8 protein-coding genes are annotated in these 21979 nt (G+C 35.7%); 3 read left to right on the top strand and 5 right to left on the bottom strand.

Annotation, left to right across the window (positions count from 1 at the left end):
- Window positions 1-12: 12 nt before the first annotated feature.
- Window positions 13-4200: an Ig-like domain-containing protein gene (locus tag BSF41_RS05425; RefSeq protein WP_095928494.1), complete on the bottom strand. Its 4188-nt coding sequence runs from the start codon at window positions 4198-4200 to the stop codon at window positions 13-15.
- 405 nt (window positions 4201-4605) lie between these two features.
- A complete protein-coding gene (locus BSF41_RS05420) occupies window positions 4606-5088 on the bottom strand; it encodes a regulatory protein RecX (RefSeq protein ID WP_095928493.1) in 483 nt (160 codons plus the stop codon).
- Between the two features lie 280 nt (window positions 5089-5368).
- Between BSF41_RS05420 and BSF41_RS05415 the strand changes: the two genes are divergently transcribed.
- The 3 genes from BSF41_RS05415 to BSF41_RS05405 all read left to right on the top strand — a co-directional run bounded on the left by BSF41_RS05415 (window position 5369) and on the right by BSF41_RS05405 (window position 19309).
- The gene (locus tag BSF41_RS05415) at window positions 5369-9256 is read left to right on the top strand and encodes a T9SS sorting signal type C domain-containing protein (protein ID WP_141248119.1); all 3888 of its coding nucleotides are present in this window, start codon (window positions 5369-5371) and stop codon (window positions 9254-9256) included.
- A 358-nt stretch (window positions 9257-9614) separates the two neighbouring features.
- Window positions 9615-13442, top strand: coding sequence for a T9SS sorting signal type C domain-containing protein (locus tag BSF41_RS05410; protein ID WP_253251761.1), 3828 nt, complete (start codon window positions 9615-9617; stop codon window positions 13440-13442).
- 443 nt (window positions 13443-13885) lie between these two features.
- Entirely contained in the window at window positions 13886-19309 is a 5424-nt protein-coding gene (locus BSF41_RS05405; RefSeq protein WP_095928490.1) for a T9SS sorting signal type C domain-containing protein, read from the top strand.
- A 43-nt stretch (window positions 19310-19352) separates the two neighbouring features.
- Here the strand turns inward: BSF41_RS05405 and BSF41_RS05400 are convergent, their stop codons facing one another.
- The 3 genes from BSF41_RS05400 to BSF41_RS05390 form a co-directional block, all read right to left on the bottom strand.
- Window positions 19353-20219 (bottom strand): cupin-like domain-containing protein, encoded by an 867-nt coding sequence (locus BSF41_RS05400; RefSeq protein ID WP_095928489.1) that lies wholly within the window; start codon window positions 20217-20219, stop codon window positions 19353-19355.
- 163 nt (window positions 20220-20382) lie between these two features.
- Complete coding sequence (locus tag BSF41_RS05395) at window positions 20383-20820, bottom strand: hypothetical protein (protein WP_095928488.1); 438 nt, start codon at window positions 20818-20820, stop codon at window positions 20383-20385.
- Between the two features lie 98 nt (window positions 20821-20918).
- Complete coding sequence (locus BSF41_RS05390) at window positions 20919-21866, bottom strand: bifunctional riboflavin kinase/FAD synthetase (RefSeq protein ID WP_095928487.1); 948 nt, start codon at window positions 21864-21866, stop codon at window positions 20919-20921.
- Window positions 21867-21979 lie beyond the last annotated feature (113 nt).

Below are 21979 nucleotides of genomic sequence, written 5' to 3'. Positions count from 1 at the left end.
GTTTCTTGTTTTTTAATTAAATATGATTTTCTTCGTGACTACATGACCATTTTCTAGAATTACTTTTACTAGTAAAACTTGATTGCTAGAATGTAAATTTGTAATCTGTATTTGTTTTGCTTCGATTTTGCTTTTGTTGTAAAGCAATTGTCCGCCTATAGTATAAATCTGTACTTCTTTAATGTTTTCAGATCCGCTAACTGCATTTATTACTTTTGATTTTATCGAAACTAAAACTCCATCTTCTACATTTTCAAAATCATCTGTACCTAATGTTTTATTGGTATAACGTAATACAAAACGCTCTGTAAAAGTTCCTGCAGCTGTTTGGAAAGTATAATTTGAAGCACGAAGATCTGTTATTATCCCTGTTGTTTTATCTTCTAGATAAACGGCTTGCTTATTAAAAAATCCATCTGCATGATCTATCGAGATTGTAAGTGCGCCACTCACAGTTGTTTTATAACCAAGAGGAACAGTATCTGTATTGTCAAAAGGTAAAGCTCTTGCTTGAACAGTTAGTTTTTTAGCTTCATTTATAGTGTAAAAATCGATAAAAGAATTACCAGACATTGTAGTTGCATCGAAGTTATGATCGTAACTGTTTGATGCTCCTTCTGCATAACCAACTAGCAATTGTTTAAAGGCATCTTCGGTATTACTTAAATTCAACCACAAACGATTTACTTCAACTTCAGTTTCTTTGGCTGACGTCTTGTAAAATTGCGTGTTTTGTGCTTTTACACGTTGCTCATTGGTAAAAGTCACCGAAGTCACTCTTGGTTTAATAAAGAAACCTTGTCCTACTCCAATATATCCTGAAGGCTCTTCTCCACCCGTTGTCGCTTTTGTTGATCCTAGTAATGTTAGCACTGCATAATCTGGACTGCTGTACGTGTAAGTATTGCTTCCGTTCTCTTTTTTTGGAGACGAAACGTGTGTCCAAAAATATAAAGGTCCAACTTCTCCGTTATCTCTAATGAATTTTCGAGCATCAATAGCAGATGGGTAGGGGTTTCCAACAAAATGGTATTTATCAGCTGTAATTGGAATCAAAATATTTCCATTGTTTGGTTTTCCATAGAATTTTCCAGTAAAGTTAGAAGGGTTTTGAGTATCAAAAGATTGTGGTCCTCTAATGCTGTATCCTTTTCCAGGTTCCATTGTCTTTTTTCCGTACAAATCAGTTGCCCATTTGAAATCAGAAGTCCAATAGAAAAATTTATCGAATAAAGTTTCAGGAGACAAAGTACTCATTTTAAAATCTGGATTGTCTACTGGTGATGACCAATACGTTAAATCAAAACGACGAATTTCGGTTATTCTTTGAATTTCAAAAGCAGTATTACTTCCTGTAAACATATTTTTACTTGTAGAAGTTTGAAGAAATGATCCTCCGTCTAAAATTAAAAGCTTTCCTCCAGTACCAATGGTTACATTTTCATCAACAGTTAACGTAACATCTTTTGGAACGGTTAATTTAATTCCATCGTTAATTGTACAAGAACAAACCGTAAGATCTGACTTTAGTATAGTATCTTCACTTATTACTAAAGAGCTGCCATTTCCATTATTTGGAACATTTATAAAAATGACAGAAGATTTAGCTCCACCTGCATTTTCTTTTAAACGAATTTCTATTTCGGTTTTACTGCCGAAAGAAAAAATCCTTCCATTTTGTACTAATACAGCTGTATCCGTATTTCCTGTTTTGTAGAAAACATCTTCACCGTCTACAAAAATTTGAAGATCATCATCATAATTTGCAACTTGTATTTGATACTGTCCACAAGAAAACCCTCTACGTTTAGAAACTACTGTAAAATTATCATTTGGCATTGGTGCTCCTTGCCAATTACTTGCTACAGCTGGTGATTTGCTTGTTGGCCAGAATGCTTGTGAATTTGCATTTGGATTAGGATCTACATAATAACCCGCATAACCCGCAGTTTTTAATGTTATATCATTATTGTTGTAGCCGTAAACATTCCAAACCTTATCCCCAAATACTGTTGGGTCTCCCTTGGTTAAACCAAACGAAAAAGAAGCTCTAGCATTACCTCCTAATTCATAATATTCCAGAACAAAATCATAATCTTTGTTTGCTTCTAGTTCAAGCAAACTAGATCTAACAGCATAACTTCCTCCGCCCCATCGTTCTAAAACGATTTTATTATTAATATATAATCTGACCGCATCATCTCCCCCTATCATAAAATTATAAAGTCCTGCTTCCGTAACTTTTGTACGCATTTTGTAACGTACGAAGAAGTAGTCAGAAGGTGCGGCTTCGCAAGGAAAATTTGGAGTTAGACCAGTAATAGCTCCACTATCAACATCTCTGTCGAAGTTTTTATTTTCAGTTACAGTTCCAACATAAGTAGCAATTGCAGGGTTAGGCATTTCATTGTAACCAATAGTTGGAACAGGATTGTCCTTTGGATATTTGTATACATATCCATTCCATTTATCTAGCCCAAACACTGTTGGATCTGCTGTTACAGTACATGGTGGAGCAGTAACGTTTACAGTTACGGTTGTTGTCGAATAATTTGTTCCATTCGAGATAGTATACTCAAAAGTTGTAGTTCCAACGAAACCAGTTGTTGGCGTGAAGGTAACATTTGTTGTGCCATTAACCGCAACAGATCCGCCCGTTGTTGGTTGTGTAGCTGTAATGGATGCTAATGGAGTGTAATTTTCATCGTTTGCTAAAATTGGAATATTAATAGCGGTGGCTGAATTTGTATTTGCAGTATCTGTATTAGCAGTAATTAAGTTTGAAGGCTCAACAATACCAGTAAGAGTTGGTCCAACTTCTCCACCGTAATCATGTTTTATTTTAAAATATCCGTTAGATATATTTTGAACAGCATATGGATATATTCTGATGTAAAATGTCTGATTCGTTTTGCTTGAAACAGTTGTTCCTGTTGGAAAACTTGCAGTAACTGGAGTATCGACCCCTTTTACTGTTGCTGTTGGACCCAAAAGAATTGTTCCTCCGCCAGGGAAAGTCGGATCAGTTGAATAATGTACCTCAAACATCGAAGCGCCTTCAGATCCTGATGGAGAATTATATATAAAATTGAATTGGGTAAGAGTTAATTTATAATTTGCTTTTGGTGTAATACTCATTTGAACATATCTGTTCAATGTTAATGCTGTTGAACCTCCGTTTTCTAATTTTTTAACGTTAAAATAGTCAGGGTTGCTGTTGGTAATAAATTCAAACCCAGTTCCAGTAATATCATTTCCAATTATGTTAGGGTCGGTTACAACTGCTTTTGTTTGAGCTAATATGCCATTCCAAATAATTAATTTTGGACTTAGATCTGTTACATATACAACTACATTGGCCGTAGAGGTTCTGGCTCCATTTGTTAGTGTATAAGTAAATGTTGATGTTCCCTTAAAATTTGTTGCAGGAGTAAATGTAAAGATGTTTCCATTTCTGCTAACTGTTCCTTCGGCTGTTGATGGTTGCGTAAAAGTTATAGTTGCACCAGCGGTATTAGTATCATTCGTCAACGGATTAAATGAAATAGCACGTTTTTCTTGTGTAGTTACAAGATCATCATTTGCATTTAAAACAGTTGGATCATAAGCAGAAACTGTTCCAGTAATTGTTGGGCTTGTGTTTCCTGCTTCTGTAGCAGTATTACGATTGATTAAGAATAAAGGCGAATTATTGTCTTTACCCGATTGTAATTTGTAACCGTAAATACGAAGCGTTAATTTTTCTCCAGCGTAAAGAGTTATTTTAGATAAATCTATTGACTTGTTTACTTTGCCAGCTTGAGTTGGTTCGTCAAGTAATAAAGTGCTAGTAGCGAAATTATCTTTAGAATAGCGTACTTGATACCTTTTTACATACAAATTACCGTCTCCTCTGTAGGTAAAATTGTAAGCTCCAAGCTTTATTTTGTATCCAGTTTTAGCAGATACTGTAACCTGAAAGTATTTATTTTCATCTATGCTAAAAGAAAATGGCCAAGAACTTCCTTTAAAACCTTCCCATTGTGAAGGATTAAATGCGATTCCATTCCAGCTTAGGTCTTCAGCAGATACTGCATTACTGTATGCTGGGGTAACACTGGCAGTTGTAGCGCCAGATGGATCATCCCATTTGACTAAATTAACTTGAGAAACTCCCAAAAAAGGCAATAAAAACAAAAGTAAAAGTAAAGTTTTTTTCATGCTAAATGTTTTCTATCAATTTGTTATGCTGGCATAAGACTTTTCGAACCGCGCAAAGATATATACATCTACGAGCTAGAATTTGTTAGGGTTTTGGGAACCCCCATTTAATCGATGAATTGTTAAAATAGTCGATGAACTACATTAAAAATTTTAATGTTCGGCAAATATTCTTATAAAATCATGAAAAATATTATAAGAATATTCGCAAAATATGAGGTTTTTAAAGACTACTTTTTGAGTTTTTAGACTAAAAAACGTCAGATTTGCGATAAATTCTTCAAAAACGGAATAATTTATAACTGAAGAGAATGTGGTTTTTAAGTCTTTCAAAAGGGGTAGGGAAATTTTAAGAATTTTAAGAAAGTTGCAAATATTCTTTTTTTTGTAGTGCTGAAAATGAACTTAGTTCTCTTCTAATTCTTTTGCTTTTTCGTAAACTAAATTACTTTCATAACCTCTTCGGAGCAGGTAGTCACAAAATTTTTTACGTTTTTTGAGAAGATTGGTTTCAGAAATAGAATTCCAAGATCTTTCCGCAAGATTTTCAAAAGTTTCAAAATATTCTTCAGAAGAAATTTCTTTCAGAGCCAAATTAATATTAGTTGAAGAAATATTTCTTGCTTTCAATTCATTTGTAATTCTGATTTTACCCCAATGTTTAATTCTGTGTTTGCCTCTTGCGAAGCTGCAAGCAAAGCGAGTCTCGTTCAAGAAATTCCCTTCAATTAGCTGGACCACAACAGTATCAATCTCATCACGAGTCATTTTTAAGCTGTATAATTTAGCCACAACTTCATCATGATACCGCTCTTGGTAAGCACAAAAGTGCTCTAGCTTTTGTAAAGCTTCTTTGATGGTGAAAGTGCTGTTCGTCGGGTTTTTCATTCGTTTTAACGTTTAAATTCGATTATGCTCGATTTGTTATAAAATAATTCTAAAATTTGTTAATATTTTATAAAAAGAAATAAATTATAACCTTGTGTATTAGGCTAATTTAAATATTTTTGTACGGAATTTTAACATTTTAAAATTTCGGCCTAAGATGCCAGAATTTAACATTTTAGGGTTCAGTGAATTACCTAAAGAACATTGTTCTTTTTGAAAGAAATGCCTTTTTTGCTTTAAGCAACCAAAAACAAATTTACAAACAAATACCTACTGTTATATGATGAGAAAATTACTTTACTCGTTTTTATTCTTCATTTTTTTGCATTCTGCCGTTTTTGGGCAATGTAGTTCGTATCCTTCTTTTACTACGACAAGAGTGGGATCTTCAGAATATACTTTCTGTACAAACACTACAAATTTTACGCAATCACTGAGAGCTCAGCAATACGTTGTTGTTAACGTAATAAAAGGTTCCACGTATCGTTTTAGGATACCAAGTGTTTGGAGTGGATCGGGTAGTAATGGTACTGAATATCTAGGTGTTTTTGATGATGCGGCTGGTAATGCGTTTTTAACTGGAGCATCAGCAACTAACACTACTACTGTAGATTTCACACCATTGGTATCTGGAAGAGTTAGAGTTCTACTATTAAGAGGAACTTCTTGTGGAAGTACAAATGATGCAAGTTCAAATACTCTTACGATGACTCAAACGGCTATCGGAAATACGCAAGATGATGAAAATAGTTATGGAACGGATAATTGGGTAGCTCATGTTTATAGTGCAGGAGGAAGGCAGCCAACTTCATTTACATATTTGGGATATTATAATGTAAACACAGAGTCTATATCTGAAAATTTTGGTGGGTCGTATAACTGTTTTCCATTTATGTCAGGAGGAGTAAATAGAGGGCAGGTTTATACACAGGGCTTTGCAGTACGACATAAAATGAAAACAACAAAAAGAGGTTGTTACATGATTACTGTTAGTGGAGATGATGGAGTTCGACTATATTTAAACGGAACAAATATTTTAGATAGATGGGTAGAGCAAGCCTCAACAACATATAGTAATGTTGTTGTAAATTTGGATGGCGATGATGATTTAATATTTGACTATTATGAGAATGATGATGCGAATTCAGTAACTTTTACGATGGTGCCATTTGATACCAATAGCAATACTATAACAGCTCCAGCAACGGTTGATTTTTGTGGAACTGGAGCTAATACGCCTGGACAGATTGTTGGATCACTTCAATATAGTTCGGGGGATCCTAATTTACAAAACCCTCAATTAAGTTTTCAATGGCAATCCTCAACAGATGGAGTTTCTTTTAATAATATCAATACATCTGGAACTTCAAGAAATTACTCTCCACCGTCAATAACAGCAAATAATGTAATATACTATAGACGATTGGTAAGTATAAGTGGAAGTTCAGGATGTACCTATGCACCAAGTAATGTTGTTAGGATAAGCGCAAGTTCGTCAACACCACCACAACCTGGAACCATTAGCGTGCCTGCTAATATATGTGCCGGATCAACAAATAACACGTTCAGTGTAGCAGCAGTTGCAAGAGCAGTTTCTTATACATGGTCAGTAACAGGAACAGGCTGGTCAGTGACAGCTGGAGGAAATACGGCATCAGCAACCATTACAATTGGAACTGGAGCAGGAACTGTTTCAGTAACGGCAACAAATGCTTGCGGAACCAGTGCAGCACAGACTTTAAATATCACTCCTACAACGATACCATCACAGCCGGGAACTATCACCCAGCCTAGTAGCATATGTGCAGGATCAACCAATAATGCATTCAGTATAACACCAGTTTCTGGCGCAACATCATACACTTGGTCTGTGACAGGAACAGGCTGGTCAGTGACAGCAGGAGCAAATACGGCATCAGCAACCATTACAATCGGAACTGGAGCAGGAACTGTTTCAGTAACAGCAACAAATGGCTGCGGAACTAGTACAGCTCGTACTACAGCAACACTTACTCCAATTACCAATACAATTACCTTAACTTCTGCGACAGGTACAGATGCACAATCTATATGTTTTAACTCAGCAATCACAGACATTACTTATGCGACTACTGGAGGAACTTTAGTTGCGATTTCCGGTTTTCCAACTGGACTTAATATAACATGGTCAGGAAGTGTTTTTAGAATTAGCGGAACCCCAAATGTAAGTTCTGCAAGCCCTTATAATTATACTGTTGCGTTGCAAGGCAATTGTGCAACTGTTACACTTTCTGGAACAATCACGGTAAAACCATTACCTACAGCCCCAACAATTACAAAAAACCACGATGCTGCATGTAATACTTTAGGAAGCATAACAGTAACAGGTTTATCAGGAGACTGGACTGTTAATCAAACAGGAGCAACGACTCTGCCAAAAAGTTATCCTGGGCCAGGTGCTTCTTTAGCTATTCAAGATTTAGCAGCAGACACATATAGTTTTACTGTTACAGATAATACTACAGGTTGTACTTCAAGTCCAGCTACTGTCACAATAACAGATACAAGCTCTAATACAGAATGGGATGCGACAGGATGGACAAATGGAGAACCGGACGGAAGTAAAAGCGTTACGATTTCATATGTTACAGCAAGTCATCAGCCTTTTACAATTGCGAAACCAAATATACAGGCATGTTCTTTAACTATTACTTCGACATCAAATGTAATTATCCCAGATGGAGTAACTCTGACAATCACAAATAAAGTGACAAGTAATGGTAAATTAGTGTTTGAAAATGGTTCAAGTCTATTACAGACTACTAATGTGAAAAATGATGGTGATATTGTTTATAAAAGAACAACTAAAATAAACCGTTTCGATTTGACTTACTGGTCAAGTCCAGTTACTGGAGAACCAGATACTTTTAAAATGAAGGATTTGTCATCGGAAACTCTTTTCGATAAGTTCTTCACTTATAGCCCTACTGGAGGCTGGGCAACTAATATGTACGGAATGGCGGAAATGGAACCTGGAAAAGGATATAGCATTAGAGGACCACAGTCTTTTGACAGTCAAACCGCTGCTAACTTTACTGGAGAATTTAAAGGAAGACCAAACAATGGTGATATAACGGTACCATCAGTGGTTCCAGATAAATGGTTTTTATTAGGAAATCCTTATCCATCTGCGATCGATGTAGATGCATTGTGGGATGCTAATGCTGATCAATTAGGTGCACTTTATTTCTGGACTCACGTTGCTCCTCCAACTAAAGCACCAGGGGAGAATACCTATCGTTATACAAGTAATGATTATGTAGTTTATACTGCTTCAGGAGGTACAGTTGTTGGTGGAACAAAAACATTTGACGGATTTATAGCCGCGGGTCAGGGATTTTTTGCTAGACCAAAAACGACTGAAATACACTTTAACAATGATATGCGTAGAGGTTCATCAGTTAATGGTAGCTTCTTTAAAGTAGCTAGTAAAAGTAAAAGCATTGAAAGAAATCGTATTTGGTTAAATATGGTAAATAGCGAAGGTGCTTTCAAACAAATATTAGTTGGTTATATTGAGGGCGCTACTAATAACGTAGATTTTAATTATGACGCTCCTACAATTTCAGGTAACTCTTATCTTGATTTTTATAGTTTAAACGAAACAAAGAAATTAACTATTCAAGGACGTGCTCTGCCTTTTGAAAATACCGACTTAGTTCCGTTAGGTTACAAAACGACTGTTGCAGGAGATTTTACGATCGGATTAGATCATGGAGATGGATTCTTTAATAAGCAAGAAGTTTACCTAGAAGATAAAACTACAGGAAAAACAATTAATTTACGTAACGAAAACTATACATTCAGTACATTAGTTGGAACTTTTACCGATCGTTTTGTCCTTCGTTATACAGGTAAAACATTAGGTACAGATGATCTAGAAAATCTTGAAAACAGTGTCTTAATTTCTGTAAAAAACAAAATAGTTACTATTACTTGTTCTAAAGAAACCATCAAAGATGTTACTATTTTCAACGTTGGCGCTCAGTTAATATACAGCAAAAACAAAGTGAGTTCATCAGAATTGCAGATTACAAATTTACAGTCTAGTGATCAGGTTTTATTAGTTAAAGTAACTTTAGAAAATGGTTCTACTATTACTAAAAAAGTGATTTTTTCTAATTTGTAATAAAAAATAATATTTCTTCAAAAGCCCATTTTTTTATTAAAGAATGGGCTTTTTTTATTGGTCTCAGATCGGGGTTTAAAACCCTGCAATTTATTGCAGTACTTTTAGTAATGCGAAAAAATTTAATTTTTTGACTTTTTAGTATTGATAATAGTTTTCAAAGTTGAGAGACTTTCAGTCTCTCGTCAAACAAACCTCTGCACTTTCAGTGCAGAGTGGTTTAGTTAGAAAAAATCCCTAAATCTTGGTATTGTGTTTTTAATTATGGCTTTATAATTTAGTTTAATTCTTACAATTTTTAAACTTTAATTGCGCCGTTTTGATTAAAAATATATTTTATTCGTTAATGCTAGTTTTAATGTCAGCTCAAACGCTTTTCTCGCAACAAGGCAAAGTTGACAGTTCGTTTAACGTTTTAGATGATGGCCAAAATGGGGATGGATTTGATAATAGTGTTCGAACGCTTCTTCTTCAAAAAGAAGGTGCTTTGCTGGTTGGTGGCGATTATTTGAGTTTGAATGGCACAGCGGTTTCCTACCTTACTCGATTAAATCCAAACGGATCTATAGACGAAAGTTTCAATACAGGAACAGGTTTTAATGGTAAAATTTATGCCTCTTGTGTACAAGCCGATGGAAAAATTATTGTTGGAGGAAATTTTACAAGTTACAACGGAATTAAAGCTGGAAGATTAATTCGTTTAAATGAAGACGGTTCTTATGATGCTACTTTTGATATCACAATTGGAGCAGCTACAGGCATTGTATATGATATTGCTTTACAGTCAGATGGTAAAATAATTATAGTTGGCAGCTTTGCAAAATATAATAATGGTACAGTAAACAGAGTAGTACGTTTATTGCCAAACGGAACGATCGATTCTACATTTCTTACCGGTTCTGGATCCGCATTAAATGTTACACAAGTAAAAGTTTTATCAGACCAGAGAATCATCCTTACAGGTAATTTTACCACTTTTAATGGCATTTCTGCCAACAGAATAATTCGTTTAAACTCTAATGGGACCTTTGATTCCAGTTTTAATACTGGCGCTGGATTCAATGATGATATTAATGCAATTGCCTTACAGTCTGATGGTAAAATGATTTTAGGCGGTAATTTTACTTTTTTTGATAATGTTGAAGCGAATAGAATTATTCGCTTAAATGAAGACGGAACTAAAGATGAAAGCTTCTCAACTGGTTCAGGTTTCAGCAAAGAGGGAGTTCAGACAATCAGAATTAATAAGAATGGCGATATTATGGTAGGCGGTTCTTTTACCGGATATTACAATAAAACCGAAGTGATAAGATTAATTTTTCTACAATCTGATGGTAGCGTAAAACCTAATTTTGATATCGGTGCAGGACCTGCTTCTGCCTCAGTTCTAGCTTTAGAATTTGATGAAGAGGATTGTTGGTTTGTAGGAGGTTCTTTCGCTGTTTTTAACGGCCAAAATCAGGGCAGGTTAGCAAAAATTAATAGTGAAGGAGAACACGATATTTCCTATTTGGCTTCTGGAGTAGGATTTGACAACTCTGTTTTTAGTATCCTGCCTCTTCCAAACAGAAAGATAATAGTTGGCGGAAATTTTAAAACCTTTAATGGAGTTGCTGCTCCCAAAATGGTTTGCTTATTAGAAAACGGAGCGATCGATCCAGCTTTTAACGCCACAAATTCTGGAAGCAATAATGTAATTAAAACTACTGTACTTCAAAGTGATGGAAAGATTGTTTTAGGAGGTAATTTTACAAAGTACAATGATCTTACTCAGAATCGTATTGTTAGAATATTGGTAAATGGAGAAATTGATAATTCATTTAACGCTGGCGACGGATTTAATGCACAAGTGTATACGATGGCAATTCAGTCCGATCAAAAAATAATTGTGGCAGGAGCATTTACTAAATATAATACTGTTAGCGCTAATAGAATCGTCCGAATTCTTCCAGACGGAACAAAAGATCCAAATTTTAATGTTGGTTTAGGTGCAGACAGTATAATAGAAAGTCTAGTCGTGCAAGAAGATGGAAAGATATTGGTTGGAGGTCATTTTAAAACTTTTAATGATATGACTTTTGCAGGTTTGGTAAGACTAAATCAAGATGGAAGTATTGATGCTAGCTTTAATATAAAAGAGGGTTTTGATAAATATGTTTATGCAATTGCACTTCAATCCAATAAGATTATAGTTGGAGGTTCTTTTTTGACTTTTAATAAGGTTTCACAAAAACGAATTCTTCGATTAAATAGTGATGGAAGTCTCGATACTACATTCCAATCAGGCACTGGCTTCAGTAAAGGAGATGTTCGTGCTATTTTAGTGCAGCCAGACGATAGAATTTTGGTAGGAGGAAGTTTTTCAGGCACATATAATACTATTGCTTCTTCTAGATTGATTCGTTTATTGCCTTCAGGATCGTATGATAATTCTTTTGCGGCGCCATCAAATAATACGCTGTTTGCAATGAAATTTGATGAAGATTATAGATTGATGATTGGTGGTAATTTTAATTCTGTTTCTGGCATTTCAAAACATAGAATTGCCCGCTTAAAACTTTGCGTTAATACCACAACTTGGGATGGAGTTTCGTGGTCGAATGGTTATCCTTCTGCGGGAAAAGACGTTTACTTTAAAGAAAGTTTTCCAAACTTGAAAACAGCTAATATATGCGGATGCAATATTGAACAAGATAAAACGGTTACGTTACTTGAAAAAAATACATTAGGAATTGAGTTTGCTTACACCGGTAAAGGAATACTTGTTTTAGAAGATTCTGCTAGTTTATATCAAGAGGATGATGACATAGTAAACACAGGAATCATTCATTTAAAAAGAAAAACAAAACCAGTAATTCGATTTGACCTTACCTATTGGTCTTCACCAGTAGCCGATATGACATTGCATGATTTTTCATCCGAAACCCTTTTTGATAAATATTTCTGGCACGATTCCACTTTAGGATGGAAAACAAACCTTTACGGAAGCATGACTATGACTTCTGGTCGTGGCTACAGTATTAGAGCTCCGCAAAGTTTTTCTACTACAGAGCGAGCGATATTTGAAGGTGTTTTCAAAGGAATTCCAAACAATGGTAAAATAGAAGTTGAGTTGATTGCCCCAGATAGGTTTTATTTAGTTGGTAATCCATATCCATGTGCCATAAGTGCAGATGATTTCTTAAGAGAAAATGCTCCGAAAACAAAGGGAGCATTATACTTCTGGACACATAACACTCCGCCTAGAATTACAATTCCAGGAACTAATACCTATCGATATACTAATGATGATTATGCAGTTTACAATTTATTAGGAGGTGTTGGCACAAGCTCAGTTTTAAGTTCTGGAGTTAGTAATGATGCGCCAGATGGTACAATTGCGTCGGGACAGGCCTTTTTTGTAAAAAGCAATCTAACAGGCACTTTAGAATTTAGAAATAGTATGAAAGTTCGAGATAGAAATACTTCTTTTTTTCGACCAGTTCCAAGCTCACAAGTAAAATCTGTTGCCGAAAAGTCTAGGTTTTGGTTAAATATTAAAAACAATGAAAATGAATTCAAACAGATTTTACTAGGATATGCATCAGGCGCTTCAAATTCTTTAGATCTGAATTATGATGCAGAATATTTAAGTTCAGGAATGCCATTGGATTTTTATAGTATAATAGAAAATAAAAAATTAGTAATCCAAGGCCGTGAATTGCCTTTTTTAGAAAGCGATTCAATAGCTATAGGTTATAAAACTGCAGTTAGTGATAATTTAAAAATTGAGATAGATCATAAAGATGATTTTTTTAATGATAAGCCTATCTTTCTAGTCGATAAAAAATTAAATAAAACACATAATATTTCTGAAAGTTCCTATCAGTTTGATTCTGAAGTAGGAACCTTTAATGATCGTTTTTCTATAATTTACATTAATGCAACTTTACGAAACAATATTTCTGATAACCTCTCGAAGGATATTTTAGTATCTGTTAAAAACCATAATATACATATTGAATCTCTAGCTGAACTAATGAAAGAGGTACTAATATTTGATGTTTTAGGAAATCTACTGTATAGAATAGATCAGCTTGAAACCCAAAAAGTCTCGATCGAAAACTTGTTCTCTTCTCATCAGGTTTTATTAGTAAAAGTCATTTTCGAAAATGGCAAATCGGCTTCAAAAAAAGTCATTTTTTAAAGACCGAATAGAAATCGTATCTAATTGCTTTTTTTCTTTGGTTAATATCTTGAAAATCAATGTCTTGTTTTTAAATTAACAGTTTTTTCTTATTTTTTATGTTTTTTGAGTTTTTAGTGTTAAAATTATGGGTTTAATACTACATTAGGAATTTATGCGTAAATAAAATCGTACCTTGTAGTTGGTTTTTGTCGATGAAATGCTTTTTTTATCGATTAAATACTTTTCTATAAGCCAATGATTTGATTTTTTTTCTTCAAAAAGCACAGTTTCAAAAACGGTGTTTTATCTGCCTTAAGTTGATTGTAAAATTGGAGCGCTTCATTAATTCTATATAAAGACTCAGTCTTGTTGGTATGGCCTTAAAGAATTTCTCTTTTTCATTTTGCAATTAATGATGTTTTGAGTTTGAATTTATTTTTCAATTACTAAAATGCCACAAGATGAAAAAAGATTTACTTACTACGCTGAGTTTCTTCAGCTTTTTATCTTTAATGACTTATATTGGGAAACCATTAAAATCAAGTAGAGGATTAAGAATTCTGCTGGTTTTAGTTTTATCAATCTTCTATACCACGTCAAAAGCACAAACTTTAGTACATTCAGTTCCAGCTAGTAATCCTTCTTTCCCTCTTCCTGCAGGTATGGACGAAGTTACTGTTGAAGCTTGGGGTGCAGGAGGAGCTGGAGGTGCAGCTCAAGGTGGTAGCGGATGGGGAAGAGGTGCTCCTGGAGGAGGAGGAGGTGCATATGCTTTAGGAAAAATTACAGGAATAACAGCATCAACTTTGAATGTCATTGTTGGTCTTCCAGGCGCAGGAGGAACAGGAAATGGAACCGGTGGGGGAGCATCTTATATAACCGGTTTTCAAGGAGTTTTTTTCGCGCCAGGGGGTGCAGGAGGTACGGCTAATCTTCCAACTACAGGAGATACTCCGCCTGGTGCGACACCTGCAACTACTGGTACTATAGGAAGTATAACGATGACAAATGGAGGAGCTTCGGGAATAGGATATAATAGTTTACTAAATTTAGCGCTTTCCTCTGGAAATGGTGGTAATGCCGCCAATCAAGGACCACAAAAAGGAGGAGCAGGAGGACTTGGTTATGCTAGTCTTTTGGGAGCAAATGGTGCAGGAAAGCCTGGACAGGAATTTGGAGGAGGGGGTTCTGGAGCGGCTAGTTCCTTAAATTTATTAACTCCATCAACTTTATATAATGGAGGAAGTGGTGCCAGAGGTCAAGTTAACATTACATATACTTGTAAACAATATAGTTTAACTGGAATATCAGCGCCAAATGTTTGTACAGGAACAACCACACAAGTACAATTAACGGGGTCAGCGGCTAGTCTGCCGGCTGGTACATACACAGTAACGTACAATAGAAGTCTACCCAATGCGGCAGGACTAACAGAAACAATGGTAGTTGGGGCTGCCGGATCTGGAAGTTTTACCGCAAGGGGATTGACTGCTTTAGGAAGTAGCACTATTACAGTTACTTCTTTAACTTCAGTAGATTGTACTTCACCTATTAGTGCGAATAATGCTGTCAATATCGTAGTTAGTGCTCAGCCGACAATAACTTTAGGCTCAACTACGGCTGTGTGTGAGAGCGCTAGTTTGCAAAATGTAACATTACCTTATTCGGCAGTTACGAATGCGCCAACGACTTACAGCATTACGTGGAGTGCAAATCCTGCAAATACTTTCGCACCAGTTACAAATGCTGCTTTGCCAGCAAATTCAATAAGTATTGCTGTTCCTGCTGGAACTGCTAGTGGGACATATACAGGATCGCTAACGGTTCGCAATGCGGCTGGGTGTGTGTCTGCGGCTCCAACAAATTTTACTATAACTGTAAATCCGTTACCTACAATAACTTTGGGAGCCACTACTGCGGTATGTGCAAGTACAAGTGCACAAAGCACTACTTTGCCTTATAGTGCTGTCACAAATGCACCAACGACATACAGCATTACGTGGAATACCAGTCCGGCGAATACTTTCGCGCCAGTTACAAATGCGACATTGCCAGCAGGTTCGATTAGTATTCCGATACCTGCAAATACTGCCGCCGGAACATATACTGGTACATTGACTGTTAAAAACGCAGTTGGATCTGGATGTACGTCTTTGGCAAATAATTTTACAGTTATTGTCAATCCGCTGCCAACAATAACTTTAGGCTCAACTACAGCTGTGTGTGAGAGCGCTAGTTTGCAAAATGTAACATTGCCTTATTCGGCAGTTACGAATGCACCAACAAACTACAGTATAACATGGAGTGCAAATCCTGCAAATACTTTCGCACCAGTTACAAATGCGACCTTGCCAGCAAATTCAATAAGTATTGCTGTTCCTGCTGGAACTGTAGGTGGGACATATACAGGATCGCTAACGGTTCGTAATGCGGCTGGGTGCGTGTCTGCGGCTCCAACAAATTTTACTATAACTGTCAATCCATTGCCGACCATAACATTGGGAGCCACTACCGCAGTATGCGCAAGTACAAGCGCGCAGAGCACAACATTGCCTTATAGTGCTGTGACAAACGCACCAACGACCTACAGCATTACGTGGAATGCCAGTCCGGCAAATACTTTCGCAGCAGTTACAAATGCGGCCTTGCCAGCAAACTCAATCAATATCCCTATACCTGCAAATACGGCGGCGGGAACTTATACAGGAACTTTAACGGTAAGCAATGCAAACGGATGCGTGTCATCAGCAAACAATTTTACCGTTACCGTAAACCCATTGCCGACCATAACATTAGGTGCTACTACTGCAGTATGCGCAAGTGCAAGTACACAAAGCACTACTTTGCCTTACAGTGCTGTTACAAATGCACCGACGACCTACAGCATTACGTGGAATGCCAGTCCGGCAAATACTTTCGCAGCAGTTACAAATGCGGCCTTGCCAGCAAACTCAATCAATATCCCTATACCTGCAAATACGGCGGCGGGAACTTATACAGGAACTTTAACGGTAAGCAATGCAAACGGATGCGTGTCATCAGCAAATAATTTTACCGTTATCGTAAACCCATTGCCAACAATAACATTAGGAGCTACTACTGCAGTATGCGCAAGTACAAGTGCACAAAGCACTACTTTGCCTTACAGTGCTGTTACAAATGCACCGACGACTTATAGCATTACGTGGAATGCCAGTCCGGCAAATACTTTCGCAGCAGTTACAAATGCGGCCTTGCCAGCAAACTCAATCAATATCCCTATACCTGCAAATACGGCGGCGGGAACTTATACAGGAACTTTAACAGTTTCTAATGCAGCTGGCTGTATTTCGACAGGCAATAATTTTACGATAACAGTTAATCCAGTTCCAACAATTACAACATCAGGAAATTTACTTCCAATTTGTCAAAATGCATCAGAGCAAACAGCTTTTCTGCCCTATTCTGCTGTAACAGGATCACCAATTAGCTATTCTATAGACTGGGCATTATTGAATGATCAAATAACTACTGCTTTTTCTTTCGATTCGGGAGGAGGAAATATCAATAATATTATTGTTCCAGCAAATACACCAGCGGGAAATTACAGTGGAGTAATGACAATTTTTACGTCAAATGGATGTTTGGCAACTCAAGCCGTTTCTTTAACGATTAATGCCGTTCCAACAATAAGTACTGCAGGGGTTTTTACTCCAGTTTGTCAAAGTTCATCAGCGCAGACGACTACTTTAAGTTACAATTCTACTACGGGTTCTCCAGTTAGTTATGAAATCGATTGGATTGCATTGACAGATCAAGGAGCGACACCGTTTCCTTTTAGTTCTGGATCAGGAGATATTATAAATGTGAATGTTCCGGCAAATACGACAGCAGGTACTTACAATGGTATAATGACCATTACAACATCAAATGGGTGTCCTTCTACTCAAAATGTTTCTTTAACTGTAAATGCAATTTCAGTTGCGCCAACTGCTTCAGTAACACAACAGCCAAGCTGTATCAATAATACGGGTGTTATCACGGTCACTTCGCCTTCATCTGGAACAGGATATACGTATAGTGTTGATGGAATAGATTTTAGTAATACTTCGGGAATATTTACAGGTTTGTCTTCCGGAGGTTACAATGTGCAAGTGAGAAATAATACATCGGGCTGCGAATCAGAAGTAACACCAATTACAATAAATGCTTTTGTTACTAAAGTATGGAATGGAATTGCGAGTGCCAATTGGGGTGATCCTGCAAATTGGACGCCAGTAGGGGTTCCTATTGCTTCTGACTGTATAGACATTCCAGATGTAGGTGTTGATCCTATTATTTCTGGAACCAATGGAAGTTTTTTTGCGAGTAGATTAACGATTGAAAATAATGGATCATTAATTGTAGAAGAAACAAATTCTTTAACGGTGACAAATGAAGTCAGTGTATTGGGTAATGGGGTTTTGATTTTTGAAAATAACTCAAGTTTGGTTCAGGTTGCCGATGTCAATAATACTGGAAATATAACTTACAGAAGAAAAACATCTGTAAGACGATTTGATCTTACCTATTGGTCTTCTCCCGTTGCAGATATTACAATGAATGAATTTTCTTCAGAAACGCTATTCGATAAGTATTTTTATTGGACTTCCGATTTTAAATGGGCAACCAATTTGTACGGTACAATGACAATGGAACCAGGAAGAGGTTATAGCATTAGAGGTCCGCAGTCTTTTCAGACGGGAACGCCAAGTGTTTTTACAGGCGAATTTGTTGGGGTGCCAAATAATGGAACAATCCAAGGTCCTGTAGCGGGTCCCGAAAAGTTTTGTTTTTTTGGAAATCCATATCCATCGGCAATTTATGCAGATGAGTTTATTCATGATAATGCTGCTAATTTTTATGGAACGCTATTTTTTTGGACACATAATACACCTCCAAAAATAACTGTGCCAGGAGGTAATACCTATACTTATACAAACGATGATTATGCCATTTATAATTTATCGGGAGATACTACAGTTGGTAACTTAACTGGTATTGGTGCGCCATCGCCTGGAAATCAAGAGCCATTAAAAGGTTACATTGCTGCTGGGCAAGGGTTTTTTGCAAAAGCAAGAACAGGACAAAGAGGTGTTTTTACAAATTCGATGAGAGTTCCTAATTCTAATAGTCAGTTTTATAAATCTGCGAAAACAGAGGTTGTAGAAAAACATCGTGTCTGGTTAAATTTTACAAATACAGAAGGAGCTTTTAAACAATTGCTTGTCGGATACATAACGGGAGCAACAAACTTATTTGATTTTAATTACGATGCTGTAACAATGAATGCAAATCCTTATGTTGATTTTTATAGTATCAATGACGGTAAAAAATTAGTTATTCAAGGGCGAGCGGTACCTTTTGTGGTAACTGATACAATTCCGTTAGGATATAAATCGACTATTAAAGAAGGTGCTTTTACAATTGCTATAGATCATACAGATGGAGATTTGGCCAATAACGATATATTTTTGCACGATAAGGTAACAAACACGGTACATAACCTTAAATCTGGAGGATATACCTTTATCTCTGCGCCAGGAACTTTTCTAGACCGATTTGTATTGCGTTATACAAATCCAAATGGTGGCAAACCTTTAGGAAACGAAGATTTTGAAAATCAAGATAAGAGGGTTTTTGTTTCGGTTAAAGATAAAAACATCAGATTGCAATCTATGCCTGAGCAGGAAAATCTGGACGAAGTCGCTATTTATGATGCGGGAGGCAAATTGTTATATCGCAAAAAACAAATTGAAAGTAAAGAATGGCTCATTCCAAATTTTCAATCGGGCCCTCAAGTTTTATTGGTTAAAATCACTTTAGATAATGGAAATACAATGACAAGAAAAATAGTCTTCAGGTAAATAAAAAAAAGCGGTTGAGTTAATCAACCGCTTTTTACATTTATTAGGCAGTACGCTGTAAATTTTGATGCGTATTGGTAATCGCTTTTTCGTTTTTATAGTCAATCCATTTTTGGCCTTGAATTTTTCGCATCATAATATCAAAATGACGCATAATAAAAACATTGTATGCTGCTTTCGATAAATTGACAATGTTTTTTGGAAACGATCTCAAACTCATAGAAAATCCTGGCGTTAGATATTTCATATAATGCCAATATCCTTCGGGCATGTAAAGCATCTCTCCATGTTTTAGATTGGTAATATAGCCTTCGGCATTTTTGAGCGCTGGAAATTTTTCATAATCTGGATGGTCAAAATCTATATCTTCTCTCGAAATTAATGCATGAGGAACTTTATACATAAATTTTGATTGGCTAGGAGGGAAAATCATACATTGTTTTTCTCCGTGAAAATGAAAATGAAGAATATTCGAATAGTCAATATCATAATGCATAAACACTTTCGAATTTTCACCGCCAAAAAACAACATCGGCATTTGCTTGACTAATTTTAAACCAATTTCTGGCCATAAAAAGTCGTTTTTTAACGAAGGAACCTGTTTCATTAAGTTGTAAAGAAAAATACGATAATTAGTAGGTTTTTCTTGTAGTAACTCGATGTAATCGCTCATTTTCATTGTGGTATGCGCCTCGTTGAATCCGTCTTCGTGATTTACAGGTCTGTCGTCGTATAAAGGAACGACCAAATCTCCTGCGATTTCTTTCATATAAGATAATTTCCATTTGTTATAAGCTGGCCAGTCTTCGGTCAATTCTTCGATAACAACAGGAATTTGTTTTTTTACATATTGGGAAATAAACTCTTCTTTTGAGATTTTTTTTACCCTTTCAATTTGTTTTAATTTCATTCTTTATAAATAAAAAAATTGCTTATAACTCTCTGCTACAAGCAATTTAAAAATATTTATTGAGAATTAAGATCTCTATTGACTAAAATTTTTAATCTAATCGATGCTCAAAAGAGGCATTTATAAAAAGTGATTTCCGTAAAAATTTTGCAGCAGTTTCAGATTAATCGGCTGCATATTTGTTATTCCAATACAGCATCATCATTAAAGTAACAATTACAGAAGAAGCAATTCCTTCAAATAATAAACAAATACAATAAGTTGGTACTGATGGATTTCCTCCAAACATGAAAGTTTCAGACAAAGTTCTTACGTAAGCATCTCCGCCTCGAGCGTAACTATAAACTAATAAGCCAAATACACTCATAGATACACCAACCACAGAAGTGGTCATTGCAGAAATAGCATTCGATAGAAAATTGGTTTCTCCTTCCTGTAGGTTCATCTGCATTGTCCTGTTAACCCCCCAGAATATAAAGAAAACGTTGAGTGTTCTCAAATAAAACAAATGCGCTAAACCTAATACATTCATTAATAAAAAATAAATGCCAATTCCGAGGAAAATCAAAAAACCGTTGGTAATTTCTTTAGGTAATTTCATAGTGGTTATATTTTAGAAGTTAATAGTAAATATTTGAAAAACAGTGTTCTATCAAATTTACTAAAAAAATAACTACGATGATTTAAAAACGCTAAAAACTATACAGTCTGATTTTTTAGAGAAGAATCTATAAAAGCCAAAGATTCCATTTTATCCTGATGAAGCTGTGCTTTTAAGGCATCTACCGAACTAAATTTCTGCTCATCGCGAATGTAATGAAGCAAAGAAACTTCGATGTTTTGATCGTAAATGTCTTTATCAAAATTAAACAAGTGAACTTCGATAGTTTGTTTTTCGCCATTAACCGTTGGATTAAATCCAATATTCATCATACCAAAAAGACTTTCGTTATTTATGGTCGCTTTTACAACATAGACACCGATTTTTGGTATTAGTTTGTAATCTTCTTCAATGTTAATGTTAGCTGTAGGAAATCCAATTGTTCGTCCCAATTGTTTTCCTTTCACAATAGTTCCGTTCAAGAAATAGTTATAGCCTAAATACTCGTTGGCCAAAGCCATGTTTCCTTCATTTAAAGCCTTTCTAATTTTGGTCGAACTTACCGAAACATCTTGGATTTCTTCTGCAGAAATTTGTTCTACTTCAAATCCGTATTCAATTCCAAAAGCAATTAAATCATCAATGTTGGCAGTTCTATTACGGCCAAAACGGTGATCATGCCCAATAATAATTTTTTGAATCTGAAATTTCTCAACCAAAATAGTGCGAACAAATTCTTCGGCTGTTAGTCTTGAAAAACTTTCGTTAAAAGGATGAACAACTAAGTTTTCAATACCTGTTGCTTTCAAAAGTTTTATTTTTTCGCCAATCGTATTCAGTAATCTAATTTCAGATTTTTCTTGAAGAACCATTCGCGGATGCGGAAAAAAGGTAAGAACCAGGCTTTCATATTTCCCGTTTTCAGTATTCTCAGTAATTCGTTCTAGAATTTTTTTATGACCAATATGCACACCATCAAAGGTACCAAGAGTTAAGATAGTTTTCTTGGTTGACTGAAAATCGTTTATAGAATGAAAGAGCTTCAAAACAAATTATTTAAGATGCTGCAAATTTATACTATTCTGTTTTAAATTTAATGCTATGCCAAATCGAATTTTAACGCATAATCTATCTTTTTGTAAAAAAATGCCAACTCGTC

This window comes from Flavobacterium sp. ACN2 (genome assembly GCF_002303885.1).
In the GTDB taxonomy this organism is placed as follows: domain Bacteria; phylum Bacteroidota; class Bacteroidia; order Flavobacteriales; family Flavobacteriaceae; genus Flavobacterium.
This window is presented reverse-complemented; position numbering and strand designations above follow the sequence as displayed.